The 23,485-nt window shown below is 57.7% G+C and carries 33 protein-coding genes; 8 read left to right on the forward strand and 25 right to left on the reverse strand.

From position 1 onward, the window contains the following. The first annotated feature begins 141 nt into the window (after positions 1 to 141). The 7 genes from V476_RS07710 to V476_RS07740 are packed head-to-tail and all read left to right on the forward strand — an operon-like array spanning position 142 to position 6,961. On the forward strand, positions 142 to 1,458 hold the full coding sequence (locus V476_RS07710; RefSeq protein WP_024961316.1) for an extracellular solute-binding protein: 1,317 nt from the start codon (positions 142 to 144) through the stop codon (positions 1,456 to 1,458). Next, positions 1,455 to 2,348: a carbohydrate ABC transporter permease gene (locus V476_RS07715; RefSeq protein WP_003391815.1), complete on the forward strand. Its 894-nt coding sequence runs from the start codon at positions 1,455 to 1,457 to the stop codon at positions 2,346 to 2,348. The genes V476_RS07710 and V476_RS07715 overlap by 4 nt, the downstream gene beginning before the upstream one ends. After that, positions 2,345 to 3,238, forward strand: a complete 894-nt coding sequence (locus V476_RS07720) for an ABC transporter permease subunit (RefSeq protein WP_003419594.1) — start codon at positions 2,345 to 2,347, stop codon at positions 3,236 to 3,238. Before V476_RS07715 ends, V476_RS07720 begins: the two co-directional genes overlap by 4 nt. Continuing rightward, positions 3,235 to 4,341, forward strand: a complete 1,107-nt coding sequence (locus V476_RS07725) for an ABC transporter ATP-binding protein (protein WP_004394159.1) — start codon at positions 3,235 to 3,237, stop codon at positions 4,339 to 4,341. The genes V476_RS07720 and V476_RS07725 overlap by 4 nt, the downstream gene beginning before the upstream one ends. A 6-nt stretch (positions 4,342 to 4,347) precedes the next feature. After that, the gene (locus tag V476_RS07730) at positions 4,348 to 5,109 is read left to right on the forward strand and encodes a glycerophosphoryl diester phosphodiesterase (protein ID WP_003317090.1); all 762 of its coding nucleotides are present in this window, start codon (positions 4,348 to 4,350) and stop codon (positions 5,107 to 5,109) included. Next, the gene (locus V476_RS07735) at positions 5,106 to 5,849 is read left to right on the forward strand and encodes an inositol monophosphatase family protein (RefSeq protein WP_003317091.1); all 744 of its coding nucleotides are present in this window, start codon (positions 5,106 to 5,108) and stop codon (positions 5,847 to 5,849) included. The genes V476_RS07730 and V476_RS07735 overlap by 4 nt, the downstream gene beginning before the upstream one ends. Further along, entirely contained in the window at positions 5,849 to 6,961 is a 1,113-nt protein-coding gene (locus V476_RS07740) for an endo-1,4-beta-xylanase (RefSeq protein WP_024961317.1), read from the forward strand. The genes V476_RS07735 and V476_RS07740 overlap by 1 nt, the downstream gene beginning before the upstream one ends. Before the next feature lie 129 nt (positions 6,962 to 7,090). Here V476_RS07740 and V476_RS07745 read toward each other — a convergent pair whose 3' ends face one another. Next, on the reverse strand, positions 7,091 to 7,657 hold the full coding sequence (locus V476_RS07745) for a single-stranded DNA-binding protein (protein ID WP_003317093.1): 567 nt from the start codon (positions 7,655 to 7,657) through the stop codon (positions 7,091 to 7,093). 9 nt (positions 7,658 to 7,666) lie between these two features. Further along, positions 7,667 to 9,061, reverse strand: a complete 1,395-nt coding sequence (locus V476_RS07750) for an MFS transporter (RefSeq protein ID WP_010438218.1) — start codon at positions 9,059 to 9,061, stop codon at positions 7,667 to 7,669. A gap of 129 nt (positions 9,062 to 9,190) precedes the next feature. On the opposite strand from V476_RS07750, the gene uvrA reads away from it, so the two are divergent. Continuing rightward, positions 9,191 to 12,025, forward strand: a complete 2,835-nt coding sequence (gene uvrA, locus V476_RS07755; RefSeq protein WP_016569110.1) for an excinuclease ABC subunit UvrA — start codon at positions 9,191 to 9,193, stop codon at positions 12,023 to 12,025. A 94-nt stretch (positions 12,026 to 12,119) separates the two neighbouring features. Here uvrA and bfr read toward each other — a convergent pair whose 3' ends face one another. From bfr to rplV, 23 genes are all read right to left on the reverse strand, one after another. Continuing rightward, positions 12,120 to 12,584 (reverse strand): bacterioferritin, encoded by a 465-nt coding sequence (gene bfr, locus V476_RS07760; RefSeq protein ID WP_003317095.1) that lies wholly within the window; start codon positions 12,582 to 12,584, stop codon positions 12,120 to 12,122. A 263-nt stretch (positions 12,585 to 12,847) separates the two neighbouring features. Continuing rightward, positions 12,848 to 13,234, reverse strand: a complete 387-nt coding sequence (rplQ, locus tag V476_RS07765; protein WP_003317096.1) for a 50S ribosomal protein L17 — start codon at positions 13,232 to 13,234, stop codon at positions 12,848 to 12,850. A 41-nt stretch (positions 13,235 to 13,275) separates the two neighbouring features. After that, complete coding sequence (locus V476_RS07770; RefSeq protein ID WP_024961318.1) at positions 13,276 to 14,277, reverse strand: DNA-directed RNA polymerase subunit alpha; 1,002 nt, start codon at positions 14,275 to 14,277, stop codon at positions 13,276 to 13,278. 22 nt (positions 14,278 to 14,299) lie between these two features. Then, the gene (rpsD, locus tag V476_RS07775) at positions 14,300 to 14,920 is read right to left on the reverse strand and encodes a 30S ribosomal protein S4 (RefSeq protein WP_002555465.1); all 621 of its coding nucleotides are present in this window, start codon (positions 14,918 to 14,920) and stop codon (positions 14,300 to 14,302) included. Between the two features lie 18 nt (positions 14,921 to 14,938). Then, a complete protein-coding gene (gene rpsK, locus V476_RS07780) occupies positions 14,939 to 15,328 on the reverse strand; it encodes a 30S ribosomal protein S11 (RefSeq protein WP_002555466.1) in 390 nt (129 codons plus the stop codon). A 30-nt stretch (positions 15,329 to 15,358) separates the two neighbouring features. Next, positions 15,359 to 15,715, reverse strand: a complete 357-nt coding sequence (rpsM, locus tag V476_RS07785; RefSeq protein WP_002555467.1) for a 30S ribosomal protein S13 — start codon at positions 15,713 to 15,715, stop codon at positions 15,359 to 15,361. A 130-nt stretch (positions 15,716 to 15,845) separates the two neighbouring features. Continuing rightward, positions 15,846 to 15,962 carry a 50S ribosomal protein L36 gene (gene rpmJ / locus V476_RS26825; protein ID WP_002555468.1) on the reverse strand — a complete coding sequence of 39 codons (117 nt, stop codon included), beginning with the start codon at positions 15,960 to 15,962 and terminating at the stop codon, positions 15,846 to 15,848. 28 nt (positions 15,963 to 15,990) lie between these two features. After that, positions 15,991 to 17,325: a preprotein translocase subunit SecY gene (gene secY / locus V476_RS07790; protein WP_002555469.1), complete on the reverse strand. Its 1,335-nt coding sequence runs from the start codon at positions 17,323 to 17,325 to the stop codon at positions 15,991 to 15,993. After that, complete coding sequence (rplO, locus tag V476_RS07795; RefSeq protein ID WP_002555470.1) at positions 17,326 to 17,760, reverse strand: 50S ribosomal protein L15; 435 nt, start codon at positions 17,758 to 17,760, stop codon at positions 17,326 to 17,328. Positions 17,761 to 17,763: 3 nt separating this feature from the next. Next, positions 17,764 to 17,940, reverse strand: coding sequence for a 50S ribosomal protein L30 (rpmD, locus tag V476_RS07800; protein ID WP_002555471.1), 177 nt, complete (start codon positions 17,938 to 17,940; stop codon positions 17,764 to 17,766). Positions 17,941 to 17,942: 2 nt separating this feature from the next. After that, entirely contained in the window at positions 17,943 to 18,443 is a 501-nt protein-coding gene (gene rpsE / locus V476_RS07805) for a 30S ribosomal protein S5 (RefSeq protein WP_003317099.1), read from the reverse strand. Between the two features lie 3 nt (positions 18,444 to 18,446). Then, positions 18,447 to 18,797 carry a 50S ribosomal protein L18 gene (rplR, locus tag V476_RS07810; RefSeq protein ID WP_002555473.1) on the reverse strand — a complete coding sequence of 117 codons (351 nt, stop codon included), beginning with the start codon at positions 18,795 to 18,797 and terminating at the stop codon, positions 18,447 to 18,449. Positions 18,798 to 18,807: 10 nt separating this feature from the next. After that, a complete protein-coding gene (gene rplF / locus V476_RS07815; protein ID WP_002555474.1) occupies positions 18,808 to 19,341 on the reverse strand; it encodes a 50S ribosomal protein L6 in 534 nt (177 codons plus the stop codon). Positions 19,342 to 19,353: 12 nt separating this feature from the next. Then, complete coding sequence (gene rpsH, locus V476_RS07820; RefSeq protein WP_002555475.1) at positions 19,354 to 19,746, reverse strand: 30S ribosomal protein S8; 393 nt, start codon at positions 19,744 to 19,746, stop codon at positions 19,354 to 19,356. 214 nt (positions 19,747 to 19,960) lie between these two features. After that, complete coding sequence (gene rpsN, locus V476_RS07825) at positions 19,961 to 20,266, reverse strand: 30S ribosomal protein S14 (protein ID WP_002555476.1); 306 nt, start codon at positions 20,264 to 20,266, stop codon at positions 19,961 to 19,963. 13 nt (positions 20,267 to 20,279) lie between these two features. Further along, positions 20,280 to 20,819, reverse strand: coding sequence for a 50S ribosomal protein L5 (gene rplE, locus V476_RS07830; protein ID WP_002555477.1), 540 nt, complete (start codon positions 20,817 to 20,819; stop codon positions 20,280 to 20,282). A 20-nt stretch (positions 20,820 to 20,839) separates the two neighbouring features. Beyond that, on the reverse strand, positions 20,840 to 21,154 hold the full coding sequence (gene rplX, locus V476_RS07835; RefSeq protein WP_003317102.1) for a 50S ribosomal protein L24: 315 nt from the start codon (positions 21,152 to 21,154) through the stop codon (positions 20,840 to 20,842). A gap of 11 nt (positions 21,155 to 21,165) precedes the next feature. Then, complete coding sequence (gene rplN / locus V476_RS07840) at positions 21,166 to 21,534, reverse strand: 50S ribosomal protein L14 (RefSeq protein WP_002555479.1); 369 nt, start codon at positions 21,532 to 21,534, stop codon at positions 21,166 to 21,168. Positions 21,535 to 21,557: 23 nt separating this feature from the next. Next, the gene (gene rpsQ / locus V476_RS07845; protein ID WP_002555480.1) at positions 21,558 to 21,824 is read right to left on the reverse strand and encodes a 30S ribosomal protein S17; all 267 of its coding nucleotides are present in this window, start codon (positions 21,822 to 21,824) and stop codon (positions 21,558 to 21,560) included. A gap of 2 nt (positions 21,825 to 21,826) precedes the next feature. Then, complete coding sequence (gene rpmC, locus V476_RS07850) at positions 21,827 to 22,018, reverse strand: 50S ribosomal protein L29 (RefSeq protein ID WP_002555481.1); 192 nt, start codon at positions 22,016 to 22,018, stop codon at positions 21,827 to 21,829. After that, on the reverse strand, positions 22,018 to 22,431 hold the full coding sequence (rplP, locus tag V476_RS07855; RefSeq protein ID WP_002555482.1) for a 50S ribosomal protein L16: 414 nt from the start codon (positions 22,429 to 22,431) through the stop codon (positions 22,018 to 22,020). Before rplP ends, rpmC begins: the two co-directional genes overlap by 1 nt. A gap of 12 nt (positions 22,432 to 22,443) precedes the next feature. Further along, positions 22,444 to 23,130: a 30S ribosomal protein S3 gene (gene rpsC / locus V476_RS07860; RefSeq protein ID WP_003176422.1), complete on the reverse strand. Its 687-nt coding sequence runs from the start codon at positions 23,128 to 23,130 to the stop codon at positions 22,444 to 22,446. A 13-nt stretch (positions 23,131 to 23,143) separates the two neighbouring features. After that, on the reverse strand, positions 23,144 to 23,476 hold the full coding sequence (rplV, locus tag V476_RS07865) for a 50S ribosomal protein L22 (protein ID WP_002555485.1): 333 nt from the start codon (positions 23,474 to 23,476) through the stop codon (positions 23,144 to 23,146). Positions 23,477 to 23,485: the final 9 nt, after the last annotated feature.

Here is a 23,485-nt window from a genome sequence, read left to right on the forward strand (position 1 = left end):
TAAAACAGTCGGCGTGTGAAGCAGTGTATCGCCCACCATCCATTGCACGCTTCCATCATGAAAATTTAATAAAAGTCACGTAGGTCACAAATACTACACACAACCTGTATTAAATGGCATTGAGTTCTTGTGAGTGTCCTCATGCCTTCCATCCGTAAGATGCTTTCCGCGCTGGCCCTGCTGCCGCTCGCGACACACGCCTTCGCTGCACCGGCCGAGTTCTGGTACAGCCACAGTGGCGCGGCCGGGAGCGCCATCGCGGATCTGTGCAGAAGCTTCAATGCACAACGTGATGAAAGTGATCGCCTGCACTGTGTTTCCCAGGGCAGCTATGAGCAGACGCTGCAGAAAACCGTTGCTGCTTACCGGGCGGGCATAGGCCCGGCACTGGTGGAGATTTACGACGTCGCCACGCCTGACATGCTCTTGGGCGGTGCCACCCGACCTGTCGAGGCGATCATGGCCGATCATCACAGGGCCTATCCCGACGACACCTTTCTGCCAGCCTTGCGGCGCTACTACGCCGACGATCACGGCACGCTCGCGGCGCAGCCTTTTGCGGCGTCCACAGCCGTGCTCTACACGCACAGAAATGCGTTGGCTGCTGCCGGGATCAGTGCGCCACCCGCCACGTGGGAAGCGTTTGCGGATGCCTTGCGAGCCCTGAAGAAAAGCGGCCAGAAATGCCCGGTCGTCAGCGCGTTTGCACCCTGGATCTGGCTGGAGCAGGCCAGCGCAGCGCAAGGCACTGACGTTGCGATTCGCTCCGCAGGCAGTGACCGCTACCAGTTCGACAAAGGCGCCCATCTACGCCTTATGAAAGACCTCGCGCAATGGACTCGTGAAGGTCTGGTGGTCCATGAGGACTCAACCCGCAGCGGCCAGCAGGCACTGGCGTTTGCCTCCGACGACTGCGCCATGCTGATCGACTCCACCGGGGCGTGGAATGTTGTGCACAGCACGCTCAGATCCGATATCCAGGTCACGGCACTGCCAATTTACGCGGGTACCCAGCGAAGCGCCAACGTCCCCGGAGGTTCCTCGCTGTGGGTGATGCGCGGGCATTCCGTGAGGGATTATCGGCTGGTCTCGGAATTCCTGGCGTTCGTGCTGCAACCGGACAACCAGTTGATGTTCAGCGCACGGACAGGCTATCTGCCCGTCACTCAGGCTGGCGCTGCACGTTTGCAATCTGCTGCCAGCGAGCCATCGGCGATCACGGTCGGACTGACAGTGCTCAACGATATCGACGGTCAGCCCTCCGCGCCTTTGCGCTGCGGTTTTATCACGCTGATGCGTCTGATCTGGTCACAGGAAATGGAGAATGCGCTCGCGGGTCGCCAGAGCATCGATCTGGCCCTGCGCCAGACGACGCTGCGCGCCAACGAGCTGTTGGGTCTGTTTCAGCAGATGCACCAGGCCCAGGCCAGCAATGAGTCAAACGAGGCAACGCCATGAAACCGCGTGCACATTTCCCTCAGCCACGTCTGGCGCTGCTGTTCGCCCTGCCGCAACTGCTGGCGCTCGGCCTGTTCTTCTATTGGCCTGCGGTCCAGGCCATCTGGTGGTCGTTTCATCTGGTGCCGCCCTTCGGCGGTAATGAAATCTTCGTTGGCCTGAGCAACTATTGGCGTGTACTGAAAGACCCCGGCGTGCTGGCGTCGCTGGGCTCGACGCTGGTGTTCAGCTTATCGAGCGTCGTGCTTTCGATCGTCATCGCGCTGGTGCTCGCACTGTGCCTGGAACTGAAACTGCGCGGCAACGCCGTGTTTCGCAACCTGCTGATCTGGCCCTACGCGGTATCGGGCGCAACCATCGGTATCGTCTTTCATGTGCTGGCCAATCCGGTGATGGGCATCTTCGCCTGGCTCAACGCGATTGCACCCGGCACCTGGGCGCCCTACTCCAGCCCGATACAGAGCATGCTGTTGCTGATCGTGGCGTATGCCTGGTGCCTGGTGCCGTTCAACTTCGTGATGCTGGTCGCCAGCCTGAAATCGGTGCCCGACGACTACCTCGCCGCTGCTGCACTGGATGGAGCCGGTCCCTTGCGGCGCATGCTCGACATACAACTGCCCCTGATCGCGCCCTATCTGCTGTTCGTGTTTGTCATCGACCTGCTGGAAAGCCTGTCGAACAGTTTCGGACTGGTCGACACCCTCACCCAAGGCGGACCTGGCGACACCACCAATGTGCTGGCCTACAAGATTTACACCGACGGTTTCATGGGCCTGGATCTGGCCGGCTCATCGACCCTGTCAGTGCTCATGCTGCTGGCGGTGGTGGCGCTGAGCGTCGCTCAATTCAAACTCCTGTCGCGCTTCCAGCGCCGCGGGGTGAAAGCATGATCGAGCATAACCGGCTGTTCAACGCAGGCGCTTACCTGTTGCTGATCCTGGGGCTGGTGTTCGCGCTGGGCCCGCTGTACATGGCGGTCTGCTCGGCGACCGTCAGCAATCCACAACTGTTCGCACACGGCCTTGCAGTGATACCCGGCGACCAACTGCTTGAGAATCTGCAGCAGGTCACCCGGCGTCTCGATCTGCTGCGCCTGCTGGGCAACAGCCTGCTGGTCGCCACGCTGGTGGTGATCGGCAAGCTGACGCTCTCGGCGCTGACGGCCTTTGCCGTGGTGTACTTTCGCAGCCGCTACAGTTCGGTGATTTTCTTCGCTGTGCTGGGGGCGCTGCTGCTGCCGCTGGAAGTAAGGATCATCCCCACGTATTCGGTGGCCAGCGATCTGCTCGCCCCCGTACGCAGCCTGTTGCACTGGCTGGGCATTCAATGGCTGCCGCTGCCGACCATCAATTTGCTGGACAGTTACCCCGGCCTCGCCCTGCCGCTGATTGCTTCGGCCACCGGCACCTTCCTGTTCCGGCAGTTCTACCAGACGCTGCCCGCTGAACTGGTCGAGGCCGCACGCATGGACGGTGCCGGGCCCTGGCGGTTCTTCATCGACATCCTGCTACCACTGTCGAAGACCAACTTTGCAGCGCTCGGCACGCTGGTGTTCATCGGCGCCTGGAAGGACTACCTGTGGCCGCTGGTCGCAACCAATCGCGAGGACATGCGCACGCTGGTGCTGGGCGTGGCCAGTTTTCTGCCAACCGATGCAACCCAGGTCCCCGAGTGGAACCTGCTGATGGCCGCTGCTGTGGTCAGCATGCTGCCGCCCATCCTCGTCATTGCGCTCATGCAGCGATGGTTTGTCAAAGGCCTGATTGGAGTCGGTAAATGAACGCGCTCACCCCTATTACCTGCGCGCCGGATATTGTCCTCAAGGGCCTGCACAAAACCTATGGCGCAGAACCCATCCTTCACGGGCTCGATCTGGTTTTCAAGGCGGGCGAACTCAACGTCATCCTCGGTCCGTCCGGGTGTGGCAAGTCCACGTTGCTGCGCATGGTGGCCGGGCTGGAAGAGGCAAGCCAAGGGCAGATTCTAATGGGCGGCCGCGACGTTACGCGCCTGCCGCCCAAGGAACGCGGCTGCGCCATGGTGTTTCAGAACTATGCGCTCTACCCGCACATGAGCGTGGCCGACAATATCGGCTACGCGCTCAAGCTGGCGCGGGTTGCACGCAAGGAGCGTGAGCAACGCATCCGCGAGTGCGCCGCGTCACTGGGCCTGGAGGACCTGCTGCAACGCAAGCCCGGAGAGCTTTCCGGCGGCCAGCGCCAGCGCGTCGCCATCGGTCGGGCGTTGATCCGCAAACCGCCGGTGCTGCTGTTCGATGAGCCGCTGTGCAATCTGGACAGCGCGCTGCGTCATGAAATGCGTCTGTTGATTCGCAGCCTGCACCGGCAGACCGGCGCGACGATCCTGTATGTCACCCATGATCAGACCGAAGCCATGACCCTCGCCGAGCGCGTGGTGATTCTCGACAAAGGCCGTGTCGAGCAGATCGGCACGCCGGCCGAGATCTACGATCAACCCGCCAGCACCTTCGTCGCCAGCTTCATCGGCACGCCGCCGATGAACCTGCTGCCGGTGCATTGCCTCGACGACAGGATTTTGCTGCTCGCCGATGGGCAGCGTTTGCCCATCAAGCTCGGCATTGCCAGCAACCGGACCGGCAAATGGCTGATGGGCCTGCGCCCCGAGACCTTCATGCTCGACCAGGAGGGCGTGACTGCCACAGTGGAGTCTTCGGAAAATCTGGGCAGCCACACGCTGCTGTATTGCCAACTGGCTGGAACGCGCTGCGTTGTCAGCCTGGCCGGACGGCAACATCAGATACCCGGCACTCAGGTTCGACTCGCGATCAACTCCACGCCCTTGCTGTTCGATATCGAGACCGGCCAACGCCAGCTCGTGACTTTCTCCCACACCACCAAGTGACCCGCCATGCTCAAACCTGCTCCCCTCGTCCGCTCGTCCCTGATTGCCCATCGCGGTGCCAAGGCTTACGTGCCGGAAAACACTCTGCTGGCCCTGGAAAAAGCTGCCGCATGCGGCGCCGAGTGGGTCGAAATCGACGTGAAGCTGACCCGTGATGGCCAGCCGGTCGTGATTCATGACGACTTGCTGGACCGCACTACCAACGGGCGCGGCGCCGTCGTGCTGCATGAGCTGAAAGCTATCCGCATGCTGGACGCGGGCAGTTGGTTCGCGCCTGAATTCGCCGGCCTTCAGGTCCCGACTTTTGAAGAGATCGTGGCCTGTGCGTTGCGCCTGAACCTGGGTTTGCAGGTCGAACTCAAGCCGACCATTGGCGACGATGTCGAGACGGCGGAAGTGGTGATGCCGATCCTCAAAAATCTGTGGCCCGCCGACAACGATCGGTTATTCGTCTCCAGCTTTTCGGTGCGCTCGCTAACGGCCGCCCGCCGCTTGTGGAACGACGTACCACTGGCTATCGCCTCCGTGGTGGCGCCTGCCGACCCGGTCGCGCTGTTGGCCGAATATGACTGCCGGATACTCCACGTACTTGACGATATGCTCGATGACCATCACCTTGTTCGCCTGAAAAGCAGCGGCGTCGAATTCGCCGTGGCTACCATCAACAGCCCGAAGCGTGCGCACTACCTGCTGGAACATGGCGCACAGTCGATTCTCAGTGATTACCCGGACTTGTTGAACCTGCCGAACGGAGGCTGTCTGCAATGAACAACCGACTCAGCGTCGCGATGCAAGCCGTAGAAAAGGCCACTGGCCTGGCCATGGCGTATTTTAACGACCGCCACACCCTCGACATCACCACCAAAAGCGCGCAAGACCTCGTCTCCCGCGCCGACTTTGAAGTGGAACAACTGCTGCGTGCAGAACTGAGCAAACACTTCCCCGACGATACAATCCTGGGCGAAGAAATGGGCGGCGAATTCATCACCGACGGCTGGGTCATCGACCCCATCGACGGCACCGGCAACTACCTGCGGGGCACCCCATTGTGGGGAATCGCGGTGGCGTACATGTCGGCAGGCGAGCCCGAAATCGGCGTCGTCGCCTACCCGGCACTGGGCTACACCCTGGCAGCCCGCACGGGCGATGGCTTGCTGCGCAACGGCGTCCCCTTTGTCCGCCCTCAACCACCCGAGCACCTGCGCATCGCTGGCGTCGGTGAAAACACCCGCTGGGATGCCGAAGAGATGGGCAAACTGCACCTGAGCCTGCGCCGACAGGGCTGGGGCCTTGCTGGTTATCGGTGCGCCACCATCGGCCTGGCGTTCGCCGCTTTGGGGCAGACAGACGGCTACATGGAGAAATTCACCAGCCTGTGGGACATCGCAGCGGGCGCAGTGATCTGCCGGGAGGCGGGGTTGTTGTGCACGATTGAAGGCGAGCAGAAGCAAGGCTCGATGACGGTGATGGTAGGCCGTGAGGAGTTGATGGGGATTTTTGGTGCGTGATGCGCCGGGCTAGTCGACGCAGTTTTCTGACTGCGTTTGTCCGCCTGCTGGCGTGCCTGCCCTTCGTCAACAGCAGGCTGCTGGCGGCAGAAACCTTTACCGCATTGCGCCAGCCTGCAGCCGAGAAAGGCATACGGTTCGGCTTTGCAGTTGATCCGACAAAGCTGAATGACGACGCGGCCTATCGGCAACTGGTCGCCCTACAGGCCAGCATCGTTGTGCCAGAAAATGCCTTGAAGTGGCAGACCGTCCACCCCGAACCAGAGCGTTACAACTTCGCGCCCGCCGACGCAATCGCGGCGTTTGCCAAAGCGCATGACCAGCGTATGCGCGGGCACACCTTCTGCTGGCATCGCTCTTTACCCGACTGGGTTCACCACACCGTCACCCCGATGAACGCCGAAGCAGTGCTGACGGCGCACATCAGTACCGTCGCCAGCCATTATCGTGGCCTAATCAGCGCATGGGACGTCGTCAACGAAGCCATCCAGCTGGAGGACGGCCAGCCTGACGGGCTGCGCAATTCATTCTGGTATCAGATGCTCGGGCCTCGCTATCTGGACATAGCCTTCAAGGCTGCGTACAAGGCCGACCCGGACGCCCTGCTCTGCTACAACGATTACGGCCTGGAAAAGGATACCCATTACGGCGAAAGCCGACGCACTGCCGTGCTCGCCCTGCTGCGCGGGCTCAAGCAGCGGGGCATTCCGATACACGGCCTTGGCATTCAGTCCCACCTGCGTGCAGGCGACACATTTGGTCCGGGCCTGTCTCGCTTTATTCTGGCAGTGCGTGATATGGGATTGTCGATCCACATCACGGAACTTGACGTCGACGACAGCCACTTGACTGGGTCCATCGCAGATCGTGATGGATCAGTTGCAGCGACTTATAAGCGGTATCTCGACGTGGTGCTTGCCACGCGCTCGGTGTCTACCGTTATTACGTGGGGCGTTTGGGACAGCCCGCATGTTGCCGGCGCCACGGCCAGCAACGGGCCGTTGGCACAACGAGCATTGGTTTTCGGGCAGCGGGGTGAGGTGAAGCCTGCGAGTTGGGTGGTTGAGCATTGTTTCGAAAACGCGCAAATGCAGAAGGATACGCGGCTTTAGAGGCCCAGCGGCTTTCACGGCAGCAGTACAGCCAGCGTGGTTCAGCGCTTTCTGACGCCTGAAAACGACGAAGCCCCCGATAAACGGGGGCTCCGGTTCTGGACCTGAACAGCAGGTACCAGCTATATCCTAGAACGGAATATCATCATCAAAGCTATCGAAATCAGCAGCCGGCTGCGGCGCTTGTTGTTGCGGCGCTGGGCGCGAGTCGCGCTGTTGTGGCGGCTGCTGGTTGTAGTTCTGCTGAGGTGCAGATTGCTGGGGCGCTGACTGTTGTGGACGCGACTGCTGTGGACGAGGTGCGGACTGGTTGTAGTTTCCGCCGCCCTGACCTTGTTGAGCGTCGCCCTGTGGACGGCCGCCCAGCAGTTGCATGGTGCCCTGCATGTCGACGACGATTTCAGTCGTGTAGCGCTTGATGCCGTCTTTTTCCCACTCGCGGGTCTGCAGCTTGCCTTCGATGTACACCTGCGAACCCTTGCGCAGGTATTCGCCAGCGATTTCGGCGACTTTGCCGAACATCGATACACGGTGCCATTCGGTCTTTTCGACTTTCTGACCGGACTGCTTGTCAGTCCACTGTTCGCTGGTTGCCAGACTCAGGTTGGTCACGGCGTTACCGTTAGGCAAGTAGCGAACTTCGGGATCCTGGCCGCATGTACCGACCAATATGACTTTGTTAACCCCACGGGCCATAACGTTCTCCTAGGCTTCGCACGCTTCTGACGCTGGATTGACCAGCTTTTCGAGAGAGGCACGATCCAATAATTTTGTGTCGAGTTTTATGTAGATGGCTGCCTCTTCCGCAACCACCACTGCATCTGTCACGCCTGCTACGGACATCAAACGCTCTGCCAGGCCTGCTTCACGCTGCGCCTGCGGCGACAACGGCAGACGTAGGCTGGTCACGTAAGGCGGTTCTCGCATGGTCACTGCGAAGGCGAGCCAGACGGCGGCCATGGCTGCACCACCCAGGAACACCACATCGAGCCCACCGTGCTGGAACAACCAGCCGCCCAGTATCCCACCTGCGGCCGATCCAAGAAACTGGCTGGTGGAATAAACTCCCATTGCCGTGCCTTTTCCGCCGGCCGGTGAAACCTTGCTGATCAGCGACGGCAACGACGCTTCCAGCAGGTTGAACGCGGTGAAGAATACCACTGTCCCGATGACCAGTGCCCGCAACGTGTCCCCGTATGCCCAGAAGAATAGCTCAGCCAGCATCAAAACTGTGACGGCGCCCAGCAGAACGCGCTTCATTTGACGTTTCTTCTCGCCATAGATGATGAACGGGATCATCGCGAAGAAGGAAACCAGCAACGCGGTCAGGTAGACCCACCAGTGTTGTTCCTTGGGCAAACCGGCTTTTTCGACCAGCGCCAGCGGCAAAGCCACGAAGCTGGACATGAGCATCGCATGCAACACGAAGATACCCAAATCCAGGCGCAGCAGGTCCGGATGACGCAATGTCGCCCCCAGCGCCTGCTTGGCGACGCCGGATTCACGGTGCATTAACGCCCCGCTGGCCTTGGGCACCACGTAGGCGACGATGAGAACGCCCAGCAAGGCCATGCCGCCGGTGGCCAGGAACAGCCCGGAAAGACCGAACATACCAGTGATCACCGGGCCAACGACCATGGCGATGGCGAACGACAGACCGATGGTCATGCCGATCATGGCCATGGCCTTGGTGCGGTGCTGTTCGCGGGTCAGGTCGGAGAGCAGCGCCATGACCGCCGCGGAAATAGCGCCAGCCCCCTGCAGGATACGTCCGGCAATGATTCCCCAGATCGAATCCGCGTTCGCCGCCACCACGCTGCCGATCGCAAAGATGATCAGGCCGAAATAAATGACCGGTCGCCGGCCGATACGGTCGGAAATGATCCCGAACGGTATCTGCAACACCGCCTGGGTCAGGCCGTAGGCGCCAATCGCCAGACCGATCAGTGCAGGGCTCGCGCCTGCCAGGTCCATGCCGTAGGTTGCCAGAACCGGCAAGACCATGAACATGCCAAGCATGCGGAACGCGAACACCAGGGCCAGACCGCCTGCTGCGCGGGTCTCGCCGCTACTCATACGCTCGCTGTGGGTATCGTGCATGGAATAACCTCGTGTGAACCGGCGGCGATTCTACCAGTCCCATCGTTGTACAGCACATACGCGACGCTTTGCCGCGTGATGGCTCGGAGCCGTATACTCCGTCGTTTATGCCCGCCAAGCGAGGCCGCAGTGGACAAGATCCTGATACGTGGGGCACGAACCCACAACCTGAAAAATATTGACCTGACACTTCCCCGCGACAAACTGATCGTTATCACCGGGCTCTCCGGCTCAGGCAAGTCTTCGCTGGCTTTCGATACGCTGTACGCCGAAGGGCAACGCCGCTATGTCGAATCGCTGTCGGCCTATGCCCGCCAGTTTCTGTCGATGATGGAAAAACCGGACGTCGACACGATCGAAGGTCTGTCGCCGGCGATTTCCATCGAGCAGAAGTCTACTTCACATAACCCGCGCTCGACCGTGGGTACGATCACCGAAATTTACGATTACCTGCGTCTTTTGTATGCGCGTGTCGGCCAGCCTCGCTGCCCGGACCACGACATCCCGCTGGAAGCCCAGACGGTCAGCCAGATGGTCGACCTGGTGCTGACCCAGCCGGAGGGCAGCAAATTGATGCTGCTTGCGCCGGTTATCCGCGAGCGCAAGGGTGAGCATCTTTCGGTTTTTGAAGAGCTGCGCGCGCAGGGCTTTGTCCGGGCGCGAGTCAACGGCAAGCTGTGCGAACTGGATGAGCTGCCGAAGCTGGACAAGCAGAAGAAGCACTCGATCGATGTGGTCGTGGACCGTTTCAAGGTCCGCGCCGACCTGCAGCAGCGTCTGGCCGAGTCCTTTGAGACCGCCCTGAAGCTGGCCGACGGTATCGCCCTGGTTGCGCCGATGGACGACGAACCGGGCGAGGAAGTGATTTTCTCCGCCCGCTTCGCCTGCCCGATCTGTGGCCATGCGATCAGCGAACTGGAGCCCAAGCTGTTCTCCTTCAACAACCCGGCTGGCGCCTGCCCGACCTGTGACGGCCTGGGCGTGAAGCAGTTCTTCGATATCAAGCGACTGGTGAATGCCGAACTGACGCTTGCCGAAGGCGCGATACGAGGCTGGGACAGGCGTAACGTCTATTACTTCCAGATGCTCGGCTCGCTCTCCAAGCACTATGGCTTCAGCCTGGAAATGCCGTTCAAGCAGATCCCGGCCGACATGCAGAAGATCCTGCTCAACGGCAGTGGCTCGCAGAGTGTCGACTTCCGCTACCTGAATGACCGCGGCGATATCGTCAAGCGCGCGCACCCGTTCGAAGGCATCGTGCCGAATCTGGAGCGTCGCTATCGGGAAACCGAATCGGCCACAGTCCGCGAAGAGCTCGCCAAGTTCCTGGGCACGCAGCCCTGCCCTGACTGCCGAGGCACTCGTCTGCGTCGTGAAGCGCGCCATGTGTGGGTAGGTGAAAAGACTCTGCCTGCAGTCACCAATCTGCCGATTGGCGACGCGACGCATTACTTCGAAACACTCAAGCTGACCGGACGACGTGGCGAGATCGCCGACAAGATCCTCAAGGAAATTCGCGAGCGTCTGCAGTTTCTGGTCAACGTGGGCCTGGACTACCTGACCCTGGACCGTAGCGCGGACACCCTGTCCGGCGGCGAAGCACAGCGTATTCGTCTGGCCAGCCAGATCGGTGCGGGCCTGGTCGGGGTGATGTACATCCTCGATGAGCCGTCCATCGGTCTGCACCAGCGCGACAACGATCGTTTGCTGGGCACACTCAAGCACCTGCGCGACATTGGCAATACGGTGATTGTGGTCGAGCACGATGAAGATGCGATTCGTCTGGCCGACTACGTGGTCGACATTGGCCCGGGTGCCGGCGTGCATGGTGGTCATATCGTTGCCGAAGGTACGCCGGACGAGGTGATGGCGCATCCCGACTCGCTGACCGGCAAATACCTGTCGGGGCGCGTGAAGATTGCCGTTCCTGCCAAGCGCACCCCGCGTAACAAAAAGCTCTCACTGACCCTCAAGGGCGCGCGTGGCAACAACCTGCAAAACGTCAACCTGGAAATCCCGATCGGTCTGCTGACCTGCGTGACGGGTGTGTCCGGATCGGGCAAGTCGACGCTGATCAACAACACGCTGTTCCCGCTGAGCGCTACGGCGCTGAACGGCGCCACGACGCTGGAAGCGGCTACGCACGACAGCATCAATGGCCTGCAGCACCTGGATAAGGTGGTGGACATCGACCAGAGCCCTATCGGTCGTACGCCGCGCTCCAATCCGGCGACCTATACAGGGCTGTTCACGCCGATTCGCGAGCTGTTCGCCGGGGTTCCGGAATCACGCTCGCGGGGCTACGGTCCGGGGCGGTTCTCGTTCAACGTCAAAGGCGGCCGCTGCGAGGCGTGCCAGGGTGACGGGCTGATCAAGGTCGAGATGCACTTTTTGCCAGACATCTACGTACCCTGCGATGTGTGCAAGAGCAAGCGTTACAACCGTGAAACGCTTGAGGTCAAGTACAAGGGCAAGAACATCCACGAAGTACTGGAAATGACCATCGAGGAAGCGCGTGAGTTCTTCGACGCCGTTCCGGCACTGGCGCGCAAGCTGCAAACCCTGATGGATGTAGGACTTTCCTATATCAAGCTGGGGCAATCGGCGACGACCTTGTCAGGCGGTGAAGCGCAGCGGGTCAAGCTGTCGCGTGAACTGTCCAAGCGCGACACTGGCAAGACGCTGTACATCCTCGATGAGCCGACTACCGGTCTGCACTTCGCGGATATTCAGCAGTTGCTGGACGTCTTGCATCGCCTACGCGACCACGGCAATACCGTGGTGGTGATCGAGCACAACCTGGATGTGATCAAGACGGCTGACTGGCTGGTGGATCTGGGTCCGGAAGGCGGTTCGCGAGGTGGGCAGATCATTGCGACGGGCACACCTGAACAGGTCGCCGAGATGGAACAGTCCTACACCGGTCATTACCTGAAGCCTCTGTTGACCAGAGACAAAGCCTGACGCGTGTGATGAAAACGGGTTCGGCATCAGTCGAACCCGGATACAAAAAAGCTCCTGTCACGCAAGTGCAGGAGCTTTTTTATGAGCGGCTGAATCAGAACTGCGATTGCAGGTAGTTCTGCAGACCGATGGACTTGATCAGCCCCATCTGCTGTTCGAGCCAGTAGGTATGGTCTTCTTCCGTATCAGCCAACTGTACGCGCAGGATTTCACGGGTCACGTAGTCGCTGTGCAGCTCACAGAGCTCGATACCCTTGCAAAGAGCAGCACGTACCTTGTATTCGAGACGCAGATCGCTGGCGAGCATCTCAGGCACTGTGGTGCCGACGTCGAGGTCGTCCGGGCGCATGCGCGGCGTGCCTTCGAGCATAAGGATACGACGCATCAGCGCATCAGCGTGTTGCGCCTCTTCCTCCATCTCATGATTGATACGCTCGTAGAGCTTCGAAAAGCCCCAGTCTTCGTACATGCGTGAGTGAACGAAATATTGGTCACGAGCTGCCAGTTCGCCCGTGAGCAACGTGTTGAGATAATCGATTACTTCGGGGTGGCCTTGCATCGCACCAGACTCCTGCTTCAAAGCCGATAGTTTGAACCAAGCGCCGCGCGAGGTCACTGAGAAAAACGCAATAAACCGACGAAAAGTGGCGAAATTACGCCGTTAAGAAGCGAAAAACCGTCCAAATGAGGGCGGTTCTGTTTCTCACTTCGAGTCAGCCCGACAATTCAACGTATGCTGATTAGCACCCTGGTTTAGCCTGCCTGAATCGCGTGCAACAAAAAACCGGGCACTAGGCCCGGTTTCATGTTCAAACTGATGTCTTATTCAGCAGCTTCTACAGAGCCACCGATAGGACGATCAACCAACTCGACGTACGCCATTGGCGCGTTGTCGCCAGCGCGGAAACCGCACTTGAGGATGCGCAGATAGCCGCCCTGACGGGTTGCATAGCGCTTGCCCAGATCGTTGAACAGCTTGCCGACGATTTCTTTCGAACGAGTACGGTCGAAAGCGAGACGACGGTTAGCAACGCTGTCTTCCTTGGCCAGGGTGATCAGCGGCTCGGCAACGCGGCGCAGTTCCTTGGCTTTCGGCAGGGTAGTTTTGATCAGCTCGTGCTCGAACAGCGACACCGCCATGTTTTGAAACATGGCTTTGCGGTGAGAGCTGGTACGGCTCAGGTGACGTCCACTTTTACGATGACGCATGGTTCATTCCTTACCAAACTCGCGTTCGGTGATTACGACGATCAGGCCGTAGCCTTGTCGTCCTTCTTAAGACTTGCCGGCGGCCAGTTGTCGAGGCGCATGCCGAGGGAGAGACCACGAGAAGCCAGAACGTCCTTGATCTCGGTCAAGGATTTCTTGCCCAGGTTCGGAGTCTTCAACAGCTCTACTTCGGTGCGCTGAATCAGATCGCCGATGTAGTAGATGTTCTCCGCCTTAAGGCAGTTGGCCGAACGCACGGTCAGTTCCAAATCGTCAAACGGACGAAGCAGGATCGGATCGATCTCGTCTTCCTGTTCGATTACCACTGGTTCGCTGTCGCCTTTGAGGTCCACGAACGCAGCCAACTGCTGTTGCAGGATGGTTGCAGCGCGACGGATAGCCTCTTCAGGGTCCAGAGTACCGTTGGTTTCCAGATCAATAACCAGCTTGTCCAGGTTAGTACGCTGTTCGACACGGGCGTTTTCCACCACGTATGCGATACGGCGAACCGGGCTGAACGAAGAGTCAAGCTGCAAGCGACCAATGCTGCGGCTTTCGTCTTCATCGCTTTGACGCGAGTCTGCCGGCTCATAACCACGACCACGAGCTACGGTGAGCTTCATGTTCAAGACGCCGTTAGACGCCAGGTTAGCGATTACGTGATCGGGGTTAACGATCTCGACATCATGATCCAGCTGAATATCGGCAGCGGTAACCACCCCCGAACCCTTCTTCGACAAGGTCAGCGTAACTTCGTCTCGACCGTGCAGCTTGATAGCCAGACCTTTAAGGTTCAACAGGATTTCAATGACGTCTTCCTGTACACCTTCGATGGCGCTGTACTCATGGAGTACACCGTCAATCTCGGCCTCGACTACTGCACAGCCGGGCATGGAGGACAACAAAATGCGGCGAAGCGCGTTGCCCAGGGTATGGCCGAAACCACGCTCGAGAGGCTCGAGAGTGATTTTGGCGCGGGTTGGACTGACAACCTGCACATCAATGTGGCGGGGTGTCAGGAACTCATTTACCGAAATCTGCATGGATGCACCTATTTTCTAGCCCTTACTTGGAGTAGAGCTCGACAATCAGGCTTTCGTTGATGTCGGCGGATAGATCACTGCGAGCTGGAACGTTCTTGAAAACGCCCGATTTCTTCTCAGTGTCTACTTCTACCCATTCTACGCGGCCACGTTGGGCACACAGATCGAGAGCCTGGACAATACGCAGCTGATTCTTAGCTTTTTCGCGGATAGCAACAACGTCGCCAGCACGAACCTGATAAGAAGGAACGTTAACGGTTTTGCCGTTTACGCTGACCGACTTGTGCGAAACCAATTGACGAGATTCGGCACGCGTCGAGCCGAAGCCCATGCGGTATACAACGTTGTCCAGACGGCATTCGAGCAGTTGCAGCAGGTTCTCGCCTGTTGCACCTTTCTTGCCGGCGGCTTCTTTGTAGTAGCCGCTGAACTGACGCTCGAGAACGCCGTAGATACGACGGACTTTTTGCTTTTCACGCAGCTGAGTACCGTAATCGGACTGGCGACCACGACGTTGGCCGTGGATACCTGGAGCTGCTTCGATGTTGCACTTGGATTCGATAGCGCGAACGCCGCTCTTCAGAAAGAGATCGGTGCCTTCACGACGAGCAAGTTTGCATTTTGGACCAATGTAACGAGCCATTTCTTACAGTCTCCTGGATTACACGCGGCGCTTCTTCGGCGGACGGCACCCGTTGTGCGGGATTGGCGTCACGTCGGTGATGCTGGCGATCTTATAGCCACAGCCGTTCAATGCACGGACAGCGGATTCACGACCTGGGCCTGGACCCTTGACATTGACGTCGAGGTTCTTCAGACCGTACTCCAGCGCAGCTTGGCCAGCACGTTCAGCAGCTACTTGAGCAGCGAACGGGGTGGACTTGCGCGAACCACGGAAACCCGAACCGCCGGAGGTAGCCCACGAAAGAGCGTTACCTTGACGATCGGTAATGGTGACGATTGTGTTGTTAAACGACGCGTGGATGTGGGCGATGCCATCAACCACTGTCTTTTTAACTTTTTTACGAGGACGAGCAGCAGGTTTTGCCATGACTAAATTCCTGTCGTTGCGCTGGTGCGATTACTTGCGGATCGGCTTACGCGGACCTTTGCGAGTACGCGCGTTGGTCTTGGTACGCTGACCGCGCACTGGAAGACCACGACGATGACGCAGACCGCGGTAGCAGCCCAGGTCCATCAAGCGCTTGATTTTCATGTTGATTTCGCGACGCAGGTCACCTTCAGTGGTGAACTTCGCCACTTCGCCACGCAGCTGTTCAATCTGCTCGTCGCTCAGATCTTTGATTTTCACCGCCGGGTTTACGCCGGTGGTTGCACAAATTTTCTGTGCGGTGGTGCGACCAACACCATAGATGTAGGTCAACGAGATAACAGTATGCTTGTTATCTGGAATGTTAACGCCTGCAATACGGGCCATTCAGTGGGACTCCAATTGACAGCTACCTACGCCCCGGAAGCCAAGAAATAGGGCGCGAGATAATATCGCTGTAGTAACAAATAATCAACCCAGCAGCGCACTAGCTGCTGGGCTTAAGCACAAATCACAATCAGCCTTGGCGCTGCTTATGACGTGGTTCCGCGCTGCAAATTACTCGAACCACACCTTCGCGGCGGATAATCTTGCAGTTACGGCACAGCTTTTTCACCGATGCACGAACTTTCATCACCAACTCCTCGAACCTTAGGGGTGCTTCAGCGCAGCATACCGCCGCTGCCACCGTAGCCCTTCAGGTTGGCTTTCTTCATCAGGGATTCATACTGGTGCGAAACGAGGTGAGATTGCACTTGCGACATAAAGTCCATCACAACCACGACCACGATCAGCAACGAGGTCCCGCCAAGGTAGAACGGTACGTTTGCCGCGACCACCAGGAACTGGGGAAGCAGACACACGGCCGTCATATATAGAGCACCGAACATGGTCAAGCGAGTCAAAACGCCATCAATATAGCGTGCCGACTGCTCGCCTGGACGAATACCCGGAATAAAGGCACCGGACTTCTTCAGGTTTTCCGCTACGTCTTTCGGATTGAACATCAACGCCGTATAGAAGAAGCAGAAGAAAATAATCCCTGCACTAAACAGCAGAATATTCAACGGCTGACCAGGAGCGATCGACTGCGAGATGTCCTGCAACCAGCCCAGACCTTCAGACTGACCGAACCAGGACCCCAACGAAGCCGGGAACAGCAAAATGCTGCTCGCGAAAATGGCCGGTATGACACCAGCCATGTTCACTTTCAGCGGCAAGTGGCTGGTCTGCGCAGCGAAGACCTTGCGGCCCTGCTGACGCTTGGCGTAGTGAACAGCGATACGACGCTGACCACGCTCAATGAACACCACAAAACCGATGATCGCTACCGCCAGCAAACCGATTGCAACCAGAGCGAAGATATTGATATCACCCTGACGTGCAGACTCGAAAGACTGCCCTATTGCTCTCGGAAGACCGGCGACGATACCTGCGAAAATCAACATCGAGATACCGTTGCCGACACCGCGTTCGGTGATCTGCTCGCCCAGCCACATCATGAACATCGCACCTGCCACGAAGGTAGTTACGGCCACAAAGTGGAAACCCAGGTCCCCAGAAAACGCGACGCCCTGACTCGCCAGACCAACGGACATGCCGATAGCTTGGACCAGAGCCAGGACAACGGTGCCATAGCGGGTGTACTGGCTTATCTTGCGACGGCCAGCTTCACCTTCCTTCTTCAACTGCTCCAGCTGCGGACTGACGGCGGTCATCAGCTGCATGATGATCGATGCCGAAATGTACGGCATGATCCCCAGTGCAAAGATGCTCATCCGTTCCAGCGCGCCGCCGGAAAACATGTTGAACAAGCTAAGAATGGTCCCCTCATTCTGTCGAAACAGTTCTGCGAGTCGGTCCGGGTTGATACCTGGAACCGGGATGTGTGCGCCTATTCGGTAGACGATAATCGCCAGGAACAGAAAACGCAGACGAGCCCAGAGTTCAGACATACCGCCTTTGCCGAGCGCTGAGAGAGCACCTTGCTTAGCCATTTATTCCTCGAACTTGCCGCCAGCTGCTTCGATAGCCGCACGCGCACCTTTGGTGGCGGCGATACCCTTGATAGTGACAGCGCGAGTAACTTCGCCCGACAGCATGATTTTCACACGCTGAACGTTCTGGTTAATCACGTTGGCATCTTTCAGGGACTGCACAGTTACGATGTCGCCTTCCACTTTAGCCAGCTCGGAGAGACGCACTTCTGCGCGGTCCATGGCCTTCAGGGAAACGAAACCGAATTTTGGCAGGCGACGATGCAGCGGCTGTTGGCCGCCCTCAAAGCCCGGAGCAATAGTGCCACCGGAGCGGGAGCTTTGACCTTTGTGGCCACGGCCACCGGTCTTGCCCAAACCACTACCGATACCACGGCCCGGACGATGCTTTTCGCGACGGGAACCCGGCGCTGGACTCAGATCATTGAGTTTCATCGATTAACCCTCGACTCGCAGCATGTAGTAAGCCTTGTTGATCATCCCGCGATTTTCGGGAGTATCCAGGACTTCTACAGTGTGACCGATGCGACGCAGACCCAAACCCTTAATGCACAATCTGTGATTAGGGATGCGGCCGGTCATGCTTTTGATCAGCGTTACTTTAACGGTAGCCATGATCAGATGATCTCCTCAACACGCTTGCCACGTTTGGCAGCGATCGACTCAGGAGACTGCATGCCCTTCAAACCCTTGAACGTAGCGTGAACCACGTTTACCGGATTAGTAGAACCGTAGCACTTGGCCAATACGTTCTGGACACCAGCAACTTCCAGCACTGCGCGCATTGCGCCGCCAGCGATGATACCGGTACCTTCAGAAGCAGGCTGCATGTACACCTTGGAGGCGCCATGAGCAGACTTCATTGCGTACTGCAGGGTAGTGCCGTTCAGATCAACCTGAATCATGTTGCGGCGAGCAGCTTCCATCGCTTTCTGGATCGCAGCAGGCACTTCACGTGACTTGCCACGGCCGAAGCCAACGCGCCCTTTACCATCACCCACTACGGTCAACGCAGTGAAAGTGAAGATACGGCCGCCTTTTACGGTTTTGGCCACGCGGTTAACTTGAACCAGCTTCTCGATGTAGCCTTCGTCGCGTTTTTGGTCGTGATTTGACATAACTTAGAACTCCAGCCCGCCTTCACGAGCAGCATCAGCCAGCGCTTTGACACGGCCGTGGTACTTGAAGCCAGAACGGTCGAAAGCGACTTGCGATACACCCGCGGCTTTCGCGCGCTCGGCGACCAGCTTGCCAACCTTAGTGGCCGCGTCGATGTTGCCAGTGGCGCCATCACGCAGTTCTTTGTCCAAAGTCGAGGCGCTTGCCAGGACTTTGCTGCCGTCGGCCGAGATGACCTGGGCATAAATGTGCTGCGAAGAGCGGTGCACGCAGAGACGCACGACTTCTAGCTCGTGCATTTTCAGGCGTGCTTTGCGAGCGCGACGCAGTCGGGTAACTTTTTTGACGGTCATTTGCTATGCCCTACTTCTTCTTGGCTTCTTTACGGCGGACGACTTCGTCTGCGTAACGCACACCTTTGCCTTTGTAAGGCTCAGGACGGCGGAAGTCGCGGATCTCAGCGGCCACTTGACCAACCAACTGCTTATCGATACCGCGAATCAGGATATCGGTCTGGCTGGGGGTCTCAGCGGTGATGCCATTCGGCAATTCGTAATCCACTGGGTGCGAGAAGCCAAGTGCAAGGTTGAGTACCGTGCCTTTTGCTTGCGCCTTGTAACCAACACCGACCAGCTGGAGCTTGCGCTCGAAGCCTTGGCTTACGCCTTGGACCATGTTGTTTACCAGTGCACGAGTGGTGCCTGCCATTGCGCGGGTTTGTTGATCGCCATTGCGAGCAGCGAAACGCAGCTCACCAGCTTCTTCAACAATCTCAACGGACGAATGGATGTTCAGTTCTAGAGTGCCCTTGGCACCCTTCACCGAAAGCAGCTGGCCGACGAGTTTGACTTCGACGCCGGATGGCAGCTTAACGGGGTTCTTAGCGACGCGTGACATGCTTATCCCCCCTTAGAACACAGTGCAAAGCACTTCGCCACCGACACCGGCAGCGCGCGCAGCACGATCCGTCATCACACCTTTACTGGTGGAGACGATAGACACACCAAGACCGCCACGAACTTTCGGCAGATCATCGGAGGACTTGTACTGACGCAAGCCTGGGCGGCTGACGCGCTTAACCTCTTCGATGACCGGACGGCCTTCGAAGTACTTAAGCTCGATGGACAGCGAGGATTTAACTTCGCTGCTGATCTGATAACCCGCAATGTAGCCTTCGTCCTTCAGGACTTTTGCTACAGCAACCTTCAACGTGGAAGATGGCATGCTTACGACGGGCTTTTCAGCCATCTGGGCATTACGGATACGAGTTAGCATGTCCGCTAACGGGTCCTGCATACTCATGGGCTAGACGCTCCTAAAACAAAATAATTAGCCTTGCGGCTACAGCTTGATCGCCGAGAACTTCCGGGCAAGTAAAAACACGGGCTCAGGCGAGCCGGCAATTCTAGTCCTACGCCGGAAATGAATCAAGCCCCAAAAGGGGCTTGATTCAAATTCAGGCGCCATCCCGACCGGTGACTTGCGTAGCCGGCGGGAAGGCGCGAGAGGTGTCGCCTTACCAGCTGGCTTTGACCAGACCTGGAACGTCGCCACGCATAGCTGCTTCACGCAGCTTGTTACGGCCAAGGCCGAACTTGCGGTAAACGCCGTGTGGACGACCAGTGATGCGGCAACGGTTACGCATGCGCGCAGCGCTTGCGTCACGTGGTTGCTTCTGCAGGGCTACGGTAGCTTCCCAACGTGCTTCTGGACTTGCGTTCAGATCAACGATGATTGCTTTCAGCTCTGCACGCTTCTTGGCGTACTTGGCAACGGTGAGCTGACGCTTCAGCTCACGGTTTTTCATGCTCTTCTTGGCCATTTTCCTACTCCAATCAGTTGCGGAACGGGAATTTGAAAGCACGCAGCAATGCGCGACCTTCATCATCGTTCTTGGCAGTGGTGGTCAGGGTAATGTCCAGACCGCGGAGAGCATCGATCTTGTCGTAGTCGATTTCCGGGAAGATGATCTGCTCTTTTACGCCCATGCTGTAGTTACCACGACCATCGAAGGACTTGGCATTCAGGCCGCGGAAGTCGCGAACCCGAGGCAGGGAGATCGACAGCAGACGATCCAGGAATTCGTACATACGATCGCGGCGCAGAGTCACTTTGACGCCGATCGGCCAACCTTCACGGACTTTAAAGCCAGCGATGGATTTCCGAGCGTAAGTCACAACGACTTTTTGACCGGTGATCTTTTCCAGGTCAGCAACAGCGTGCTCGATGACTTTTTTGTCGCCGATCGCTTCGCCCAGACCCATGTTCAGGGTGATTTTGGTAACGCGCGGAACTTCCATCACGTTCGAAAGCTTAAGTTCTTCCTTAAGTTTCGGAGCGATTTCCTTCCGGTAAATCTCTTTTAGTCGTGCCATGGTCTTCTACCTAGCAGTGTTCAAGCATCAACCGCTTTTTGGGTCGACTTGAAGACACGAATTTTCTTGCCGTCTTCAACTTTGAAACCAACGCGGTCAGCCTTGTTGGTTGCGCCGTTGAAAATGGCGACGTTAGAAGCGTGCATTGGCGCTTCTTTCTCGACGATACCGCCCTGTACGCCCGACATCGGGTTTGGCTTGGTATGACGCTTTACCAGGTTGATCCCACCAACGACCAAACGGTCGTCAGCGAGAACCTTGAGCACCTTACCGCGCTTACCTTTGTCTTTGCCGGCGATCACGATGATCTCGTCGTCACGACGAATCTTTTGCATGTCGGATCTCCTTAGAGCACTTCTGGGGCGAGCGAGACGATCTTCATGAACTTCTCAGTACGAAGTTCACGGGTCACTGGCCCAAAGATACGGGTACCGATCGGCTCTTGCTTGTTGTTCAACAGAACAGCAGCGTTGCCATCGAAGCGGATGATGGAGCCGTCTGCACGACGAACACCGTGGCGAGTGCGGACTACAACTGCAGTCATCACCTGGCCTTTCTTCACCTTGCCGCGAGGAATTGCTTCCTTGACGGTTACTTTGATGATGTCACCGATACCAGCGTAACGACGATGGGAGCCACCCAGCACCTTGATGCACATAACGCGGCGTGCGCCGCTGTTATCGGCCACATCGAGCATGGATTGAGTCTGAATCATATAATTTCTCCGACCCCTAGCCCTTAGACTTCCACAGCGCGTTCGAGGATATCAACCAACGCCCAAGACTTGGTCTTGGCTACCGGACGAGTTTCACGAATAGTGACCTTGTCGCCGATATGGCATTGATTGGTTTCGTCGTGTGCGTGCAGCTTAGTCGAACGCTTAACGTATTTACCGTAGATCGGGTGCTTTACGCGACGCTCGATCAGAACGGTGATGGTCTTGTCCATCTTGTCGCTGACAACACGGCCAGTCAGCGTACGGACAGTTTTTTCGGCTTCAGCCATGATTACTTACCTGCCTGCTGGTTGAGCACAGTTTTCACGCGAGCGATGTCACGCTTAACTTGCGAGAGCAGATGAGACTGCCCCAACTGGCCAGTTGCTTTCTGCATACGCAGATTGAACTGGTCGCGCAGCAGGCCGAGCAGTTGCTCGTTCAGCTGCTGTGCTGATTTTTCACGAAGTTCATTCGCTTTCATCACATCACCGTCCGCTTAACAAAGGAGGTGGCGAGCGGCAGCTTTGCAGCAGCCAGGGCGAAAGCCTCACGCGCCAGCTCTTCAGTAACACCCTCGATTTCATACAGGACTTTGCCTGGCTGAATCTGGGCAACCCAGTACTCCACGTTACCCTTACCTTTACCCATCCGAACTTCGAGTGGCTTTTTGGTTACAGGCTTGTCCGGGAACACACGGATCCAGATCTTGCCGCCACGTTTAACGTGACGGGTCAGAGCACGACGCGCTGACTCGATCTGACGAGCGGTGAGACGACCACGAGCAACAGACTTCAGCGCGAACTCGCCGAAGCTGACTTTGCTACCGCGCAGTGCCAGACCACGGTTGTGGCCGGTCATCTGCTTGCGGAACTTCGTACGCTTTGGTTGCAACATTTGGCGTACCCCTTACTTAGCAGCTTTTTTACGAGGCGCTGGTGCTTGTGGTTTCAGTTCTTCTTGGCGACCACCAATTACTTCGCCTTTGAAGATCCAAACCTTTACACCGATCACACCGTAAGTGGTGTGAGCTTCGTAGTTGGCATAGTCGATGTCGGCACGCAGGGTGTGCAGTGGCACACGACCTTCGCGATACCATTCAGTACGTGCGATTTCAGCACCGCCGAGACGACCGCTCACTTGGATTTTGATGCCTTTGGCACCAATGCGCATGGCGTTCTGAACAGCGCGCTTCATAGCGCGACGGAACATTACGCGACGCTCCAGCTGCTGAGCTACGCTCTGCGCAACCAGCATACCGTCGAGCTCCGGCTTACGGATCTCTTCGATATTGATGTGCACAGGCACACCCATTTGCTTGGTCAGGTCCTGACGCAGTTTCTCAACATCTTCACCTTTCTTCCCGATAACGATACCTGGACGAGCGGTGTGGATGGTGATACGTGCTGTCTGAGCCGGACGATGGATATCGATACGGCTGACGGACGCGCTTTTTAATTTGTCTTGGAGGTACTCACGCACTTTCAGATCAGCGAACAAATAGTCCGCATAAGTCCGACCGTCTGCGTACCAGACGGAGGTGTGCTCCTTGACGATTCCCAGGCGAATGCCAATGGGATGTACTTTCTGACCCATCTCTTCGACTCCGTTACTTGTCAGCAACCTTGACAGTGATATGGCAAGACCGCTTGACGATGCGATCAGCACGGCCTTTAGCACGTGGCATGATGCGCTTCAGCGAACGCCCTTCGTTGACGAAAACGGTGGAGACCTTGAGGTCATCAACGTCTGCGCCTTCGTTATGCTCGGCGTTGGCTACAGCCGACTCCAGCACTTTCTTCAGGATCTCGGCGGCTTTCTTACTGCTGAAAGCCAACAGGTTGAGCGCTTCGCCCACCTTCTTCCCGCGGATCTGGTCGGCGACCAAGCGGGCTTTCTGGGCGGAGATTCGAGCGCCCGACAACTTAGCGGCTACTTCCATCGTTCCTTA

It is taken from the genome of Pseudomonas syringae KCTC 12500 (assembly GCF_000507185.2).
In the GTDB taxonomy this organism is placed as follows: Bacteria; Pseudomonadota; Gammaproteobacteria; order Pseudomonadales; family Pseudomonadaceae; genus Aquipseudomonas; species Aquipseudomonas syringae.